The following is a 6,264-nucleotide window of genomic DNA, read 5'->3' on the forward strand; positions in this document are numbered from 1 at the left end:
GAAACTTCTTTGCCGATGTTCTCCGTTTCAGTTTGAACTTTCCAGCGCGGCTTGTGCCGCAGTAATGCATGAAGCCGAGGAAGTCGAATGTGCCCGGAGCCCCTTCACCCAACCGCTGGCAATCGCGACTGGCAAAACGGCCGAAACGGAGCAACTTCGTCTTCTCCTCGGCTAACTCTAACGAATACCGACCAAGACGTTTGGTCAACACCTCACGAAAACGCAACGCGTCCGATTCTCGCTCGAACGTGCAGATGAAATCGTCCGCAAAGCGGATAATCGAGGCCTCGCCAACCAGACGCGGCTTCACCACTTGTTCGAACCACTCGTCCAGCACGTAGTGTAAATACACATTGGCTAGCAGTGGAGAAAGAACTGAACCTTGCGCGACGCCTTCCGTGGTGGCGTAACGTTGGTCTTGGATCATCACTCCGGCGTGCAGGAACTTGGTGATCAGCCGCAGCATTCGCGAGTCTTCGATACGTCGCCCGAGAAGCTCTTGGAGCTTCCCAAAATCAACGTGTTCAAAGAACCCTTTAATGTCCGCGTCAAGCACCCAGTTCACTCGCCGACGTGTGATGGTCTGGCCCAGATCGGCCAGTGCTTGGTGGCAGCTTCGCTTGGGACGGTAACCGTACGAGGTATCATGAAAATCCACCTCGTAGATGCGTTCCAAGACCATGACGATCGCCCGCTGGACGATCTTATCTTCCACGCAAGCGATTCCCAAAGGTCGCGTTTTACCGTCTCCTTTGGGAATGTCTCGGCGTAAACTCGGCTGAGGACGATAGCTACCGCGATGGATTCGATCTTCGAGATCTTGCAAGTTGCCTTGCAAATTCTCTTCGTAATCGTCCACCGTGACCCCGTCGATCCCCGGTGCTTTGTCTCGCTTGAGTCGTCGGAAAGCGTAGAACAGCAGTTCAGTATTGAGCAACGAAAAGAGGTTGCTAAACGTCGCTGCTGCGTCGCCCTCCGCTCTCGTGGTGATGCGATCCAGTCGATCATACACCGGCGTTCCACTTCTGTGAGTGGCAGGTGGTCGGCTGGAATCGCGTGTCGGCCTGACCGCCTTCCCTCGTTCGGCATTACCCGAAGTCAACGGTACTATGCAGTCATCCGATTCCCAAAGAGTCATTTGCCTCTGTTGCCTTTTCGGCTTCGCGGGCATACTCGACTTGTCATGATTGGAGTTCATAATCAGATCAAGAACTTTTGGGCGTCACTGGTTGCCTTGAAGACGTAGTGTGTAGCGCGAGTGGATCTTCGACTCCGGGACTCTCGATGTCGCTCGCCAAGACGCGACCGCGAGTTTCGCCTTCGGGCATGCACAGACCTTGGGCAGTATCCAACAGGAAACCATGATTTCGGAGCTCAATCTCGTTCAGGGCTCGGCAGCCAGCCGATACCTTTCACCCTCACTACCTTTCGTGTTTACGCATCAACGTTGAACTTCGACTTGCGTCTTATATCAACGCAGCAAAACTCGATACTGAGCCCGTGGCTAGCGGTTACTCAGGCGGGATTCACACCCGCTCGTCTTCAAACCATTTCCAGTCCGCAACTTGCATCCCATGGTTCTCCGCCTTCTGGACTCAGCGTTCAAAATCAGAGTATAGCTGACACTCATCAAGTCTGTCCGTTCGGTAGGCGAATTGTTTTCCATTTAGGCAAGAGTGATGTCGAATCCCTCGAGGATGTCGGAGACGTCGCTAGCAAGGATCTGATCCCACGCATAAGCGATCCTGCATAACTCGACACTTAGTTGCCTCAAAGAATCTTGATCCAGTTGACGCATTCGGTTGAGCTTCAGATATAGTGTCAAACCTCCAGAAATTATCCCCGAAACGAAATATGCTACTTCCGAGATTCGGGAATGATCGGAGCGACCGCTACGTGAGGTAGGGTCGGGACCATTGAAGTGGGTGTTCACCGTCCGAAGGCAGTTAATGATTTCATCGGCATGCTGCATGAATCGTGGGTCTGCGTTTTTCTGCGCAATCAGCCACAAGCCGCCAACGAAGCTACCTTCGATAGGCAGGTCAGTTTCGGGGAGATTAGCGTGCGACGCCAACGACCGTTTTGCCTCTTCGTAATTCATCTTCGTCGGAGAACGTTAGAAATCATGGGGAACGGGCGGACGACTTGCAAGCAAACCAAAAAACGGACCACCCGTTCTCCAGTGCATTTCATGGTTACCCGAATCTTGGTCAACCAGAAATTTTACCAGTTGTGCCATCCCTGATTGTAGCAAATTGTTTTGTCGCGAATCCTACACGTCGTGCCAGCGTTGTTGATAACGATGTCGCCATGAATCCAGACGCCTGAGAAACCCGAGTCACGCCATGCGTCAGCGTGCTGAGTGTCCATCGCGAACAGAATGCGGTCATCACGATAAGTCTTACGGAACCGAAGCCGGACCTCTGTGTTTTCGTCAACTAAGCTCGTTGAAACAGTTGTCCCAACGACATTGAACTGGTGTGTACGATCATCGCGAACGCAAACCTTGACCGATGCCACACAATCCACGCCAATTTCGCTGGCAATGTCAGTCAAAACCGGAATCGCGATCTGAGTGACCACCGCCGTCAGCAATTGCTGCGGTGGGTCAAACTCATCGCGTTGCGTTGCCATTCAGTACTTCGGTAGGGGAACGTTTACGATGACCGGGCCGCCGTGGTCAATCATGCATTTGTAAACGCGCTGTCGGCGGCTCCGCGTCCATCGCTTTGTTCTGCCTAAATGGTTAAAGATATGATTGCCCACTAAGTTCTACAAATCTTGCAAGCGTCGGCGTTGACCCAAAACATCCAGAGACCACATCAAGGACTTCGTCGCGTTGTCGCAGCTCTTGCAGTTGTTCAGCGGTTAGTTGTAGTCGGTCAACGCGTTCAAGGCATGTCAGGCAATAGGCACACACATTTGGATTGGAGTGCGTCACTTCTTGATTCAGCATTGGGAAAAAATCGTCGATGCGTTCACAGATCAATTCAACGAGTTCGTAAGCAGGGTCGATGTAGCCGTTCGGTCCAGCCGGCAAAGTGTAAATCTTCTTTGTCGATGTCCAAAGATCGAGAATCGCAGGCCAACAGTCGGCTGGCTTACAAGCAACCAACTGCGTTAATTCTTGGTGCCGATCGCTTTGAAGCGGAGTCATGGATTGGGATTCATCTAATGGCAGAACGTTTGGTTTTTGCGGGCCGGAACGGCTGATTTTCCATTGCTAACCGCTCGCAGGGCCGGCTCCGTAACAACCCTTGGTTCCCCGCTTCGTTGCAGTAGGGTTAGTCGTGCAAGAATTGCTGAGCGTCAAAGCCGTCTACAACAGAGGCTAATGCAATCGCCCAGTCATTCAGCGACTCTTTAGTGTAGCCAACCGGAGCAGTGTTGTACGACCAAATCCCTCCGAATAAGCCTGTTTGCAGGGGCGGAAAGTCGATCAGAATCAAGTCGTGGCTACCGAATGGCAGAAGCGGGCGCGCTGACCGACTGTTACGTTTCATCTTCCAGGGCCGACCACGTCGAAAGTGGCAATCAGCAGCATCAGCGGCAGTCTTGGTTTCACCCCACTGAAGGAACAATTGCCGGCCAGCGAGTTCAACGACGGGAAGCAAGTCTTTATTTGCGAATCGCAGCGGTCCCTTACCCCAGAGTTCAAACAGATCGTCAGGAACGCATTCAGTGAGACGAGCTGTGTTTGAGTTCAGTTCGTCCATCTGTAAACAGCGAGCATGCAGTCGGGGAACGATAACGATCACGTGGCCGCCGCGAACGACTCACCACTTCAATAAACTCAACTCGGCGGCTCACGTGCATCGTCTGGTTCTGCCTCTTCGGCGTTGATCCGGGCGTGAGCGGATAGGAATCGCCACATGTCCATATTGTGTCGAGTTGACCATTCATGTGCCAGCCTTGGAACGCGAATAAACTCGACTGCACATCCTGCATCGCGATACAGTTCAGCATCTGATTCTATCATCGGTGCGACAGAATCCTCAGCACCGGCAAAAAGCATCATTGGAAGCGAATCATCACAGGGGCCAAGGTCTCTCGGCCGCAATCCCGAGTGTGCGACCAACGCGGCAATCAGGTTAGGTCTCGCAGTCGCCAAGACGTGAGCAAATGAAGCTCCGTTCGACATTCCGACCAGGTAAACACGATTGGGGGCGACGTTTTGGTCTGAGACAACACGAGAATACAGGGCGTCGAAGAATCGAACATCAGGGTTGGCATCGAGGTTCGTTGGATCGATGTTGACCGCTGACCACATCGAATTCTGTGCCTCGGGATAGACCAAAATGAAGCTGTTGTCCGCTGCGATTCGATCAAGTTGGCAGTATGCAGCCATGGAAGCGGGGGAATCGCCAATGCCGTGAAAAGCGAACACAATCGGCATCGGTGACGTGGAATCGTGCGGCACCACGACGCGATAGCGTCGAGTGGCATCGTCTACAACGAGTTCACCAGCGCGAACGTCAGCATTTATTGGGCGTTCGCGAAGAAGCCACCATGCGACCGATGCCACGGAAGCAAGGACAAGTGTGCCAGTGAGGTAACGTTTCACGAATTGCTAGGGTCTCATCGCCATTGGCAGAACGGGAGCGATGTGCGGGCGGCGAAGGGTGATTGAGCCACTTTGCAAAAACGATGCCGCCGCTCCGTCACCATCGCATGGTTATCGCAGATCGTACCAAGCATGAATCGAGTATGGTTGCAGTGGCGTTCCGCCCCGTGGGTGGCCCGTCAAGCAGACAACCGTTGGGATCGACCAGTGATGCTAGTGTAACGGACTGCGATGACAAAATGTTGCACGATCACCAACGGGAATTTCGCTTGTTACGCCAGCGGTGGAATGAATTGCAAAACCAACGCAGGTCACGCCTCTAGTTGCGATAACGGTGGACATCACCGAGGACGCGCGAAAGACTCACCATTGCCAAACCGCTTGGCTCGCGTCCTTCGATGGATGTCATTGTTACCCGTGCCTTCGCTTAAAAGCAATCCGGGAGCACCAACAGGCGCGAAGTCATTCGACCAGTCTAGCGCCGCCAATTGTGTAACCAAACATTGCGTTGATGTTCTCGTTTGAGAGTGCAAGCTCGATCTGCCGACGACCGGTCGCATCATTGAAAAGCAGCTTGCCGCCGCGAAACATCAACACGACAGGCGTCACCGCTAGGTCGTCCGGTTGAATCGACGGATGTTTGAAGTCGTTGGACTTGGTAATCCATCCGAAACCAATGCCGGTCCGAAAACTTGCCGCGACATCGCACAAACGTTCAACAAGTGCTGACGAAGCAGGGTCAGAGGAATCGACAACCAGCAGAATTGTCACAGCGTTAGCAGCGAGTTGATGCGTTAGGTCGTCAGGTGTGAGCAGCACAGCGTTCACGTCGATCGATGACGCATTCCAGTCAGTCGGGTAACGGCCGCGGTAACGGGGTTCGCGGGTTTGATGTTTTATTAAAGTGGACTTGCTCGCGAACTCCCGTTGACCGCATGGTTCTGACCGCGAGCGGTGCTTACCAAGCTCGCAGCGAAACGAGCCCGACGTTGCATGAGTTTAGCATGAGTCGATCCAGCCGTGCAAGCAAATGGTGACGCTACCAGCGTCGGAGCAATGGCAAAAAGATGTGGGGCAGAAAGATGATTGCGATCGAAGCAATTGAACGGGCTGGGAAACGCAAGTGCAACCGCAGGTCGCGCCCGCCTGCGATGGTCGACCGAAGCAAAACGGCCCGCTCCGTCGATGCACTGGCAGCATTCACGTCCGCCACGACACGCGCATCGTCATGCCCGCATTGGAGGCCGAATCAAAAACGACTTGAGCGTGTCAGAACGGGAGCGATGTGCGGGCGGCGAACGGTGATTGAACCACTTTGCAAAAACGATGCCGCCGCTCCGTCACCATCGCATGGTTATCGCAGATTGTAGCAAGCATCAATCGAGCACGGTTGCAGTGGCGTTCCGCCTCGTGGGTGGCCCGTCAAACAGACAACCGTTGGGATCGACCAGTGATGCTAGTGTAACGGACTGCGATGACAAAATGTTGCACGAACACAAACGGGAATTTCGCTCGTTACGCCAGCGGTGGAATGAATTGCAAAACCAACGCAGGCCACGCAGCTAGTTGCGATAAAGAATCCATGTAAGTCCGAGGTTTGATGGGTGGGAGCCATTTGTTCAAATTAACTGGCGACTCGGACCCGTGATCTCGGCAGCGTGCGGCTGCCGGTCACATTCACTCCACCCACCAAACACAAG

Annotated in this window: 7 protein-coding genes; all 7 read right to left on the reverse strand. The window is 53.6% G+C overall.

Annotated features, from left to right (window positions below; all coding sequences use genetic code 11):
* On the reverse strand, positions 1 to 1,012 hold a 1,012-nt coding region (gene ltrA, locus ABEA92_RS30975; protein WP_345689699.1), incomplete at its 3' end, for a group II intron reverse transcriptase/maturase.
* Positions 1,013 to 1,666: 654 nt separating this feature from the next.
* On the reverse strand, positions 1,667 to 2,101 hold the full coding sequence (locus ABEA92_RS30980; RefSeq protein ID WP_345689701.1) for a hypothetical protein: 435 nt from the start codon (positions 2,099 to 2,101) through the stop codon (positions 1,667 to 1,669).
* A gap of 122 nt (positions 2,102 to 2,223) precedes the next feature.
* Positions 2,224 to 2,634 (reverse strand): hypothetical protein, encoded by a 411-nt coding sequence (locus tag ABEA92_RS30985; RefSeq protein WP_345689703.1) that lies wholly within the window; start codon positions 2,632 to 2,634, stop codon positions 2,224 to 2,226.
* Positions 2,635 to 2,746: 112 nt separating this feature from the next.
* Complete coding sequence (locus ABEA92_RS30990; protein ID WP_345689705.1) at positions 2,747 to 3,157, reverse strand: hypothetical protein; 411 nt, start codon at positions 3,155 to 3,157, stop codon at positions 2,747 to 2,749.
* Between the two features lie 127 nt (positions 3,158 to 3,284).
* Positions 3,285 to 3,716 carry a hypothetical protein gene (locus tag ABEA92_RS30995; RefSeq protein WP_345689707.1) on the reverse strand — a complete coding sequence of 144 codons (432 nt, stop codon included), beginning with the start codon at positions 3,714 to 3,716 and terminating at the stop codon, positions 3,285 to 3,287.
* A gap of 77 nt (positions 3,717 to 3,793) precedes the next feature.
* Positions 3,794 to 4,564: a CE1 family esterase gene (locus ABEA92_RS31000; protein WP_345689709.1), complete on the reverse strand. Its 771-nt coding sequence runs from the start codon at positions 4,562 to 4,564 to the stop codon at positions 3,794 to 3,796.
* A gap of 462 nt (positions 4,565 to 5,026) precedes the next feature.
* Positions 5,027 to 5,335: a hypothetical protein gene (locus ABEA92_RS31005; protein WP_345689711.1), complete on the reverse strand. Its 309-nt coding sequence runs from the start codon at positions 5,333 to 5,335 to the stop codon at positions 5,027 to 5,029.
* Between the last annotated feature and the right edge of the window lie 929 nt (positions 5,336 to 6,264).

Source organism: Novipirellula caenicola (assembly GCF_039545035.1).
GTDB classification, from domain to species: domain Bacteria; phylum Planctomycetota; class Planctomycetia; order Pirellulales; family Pirellulaceae; genus Novipirellula; species Novipirellula caenicola.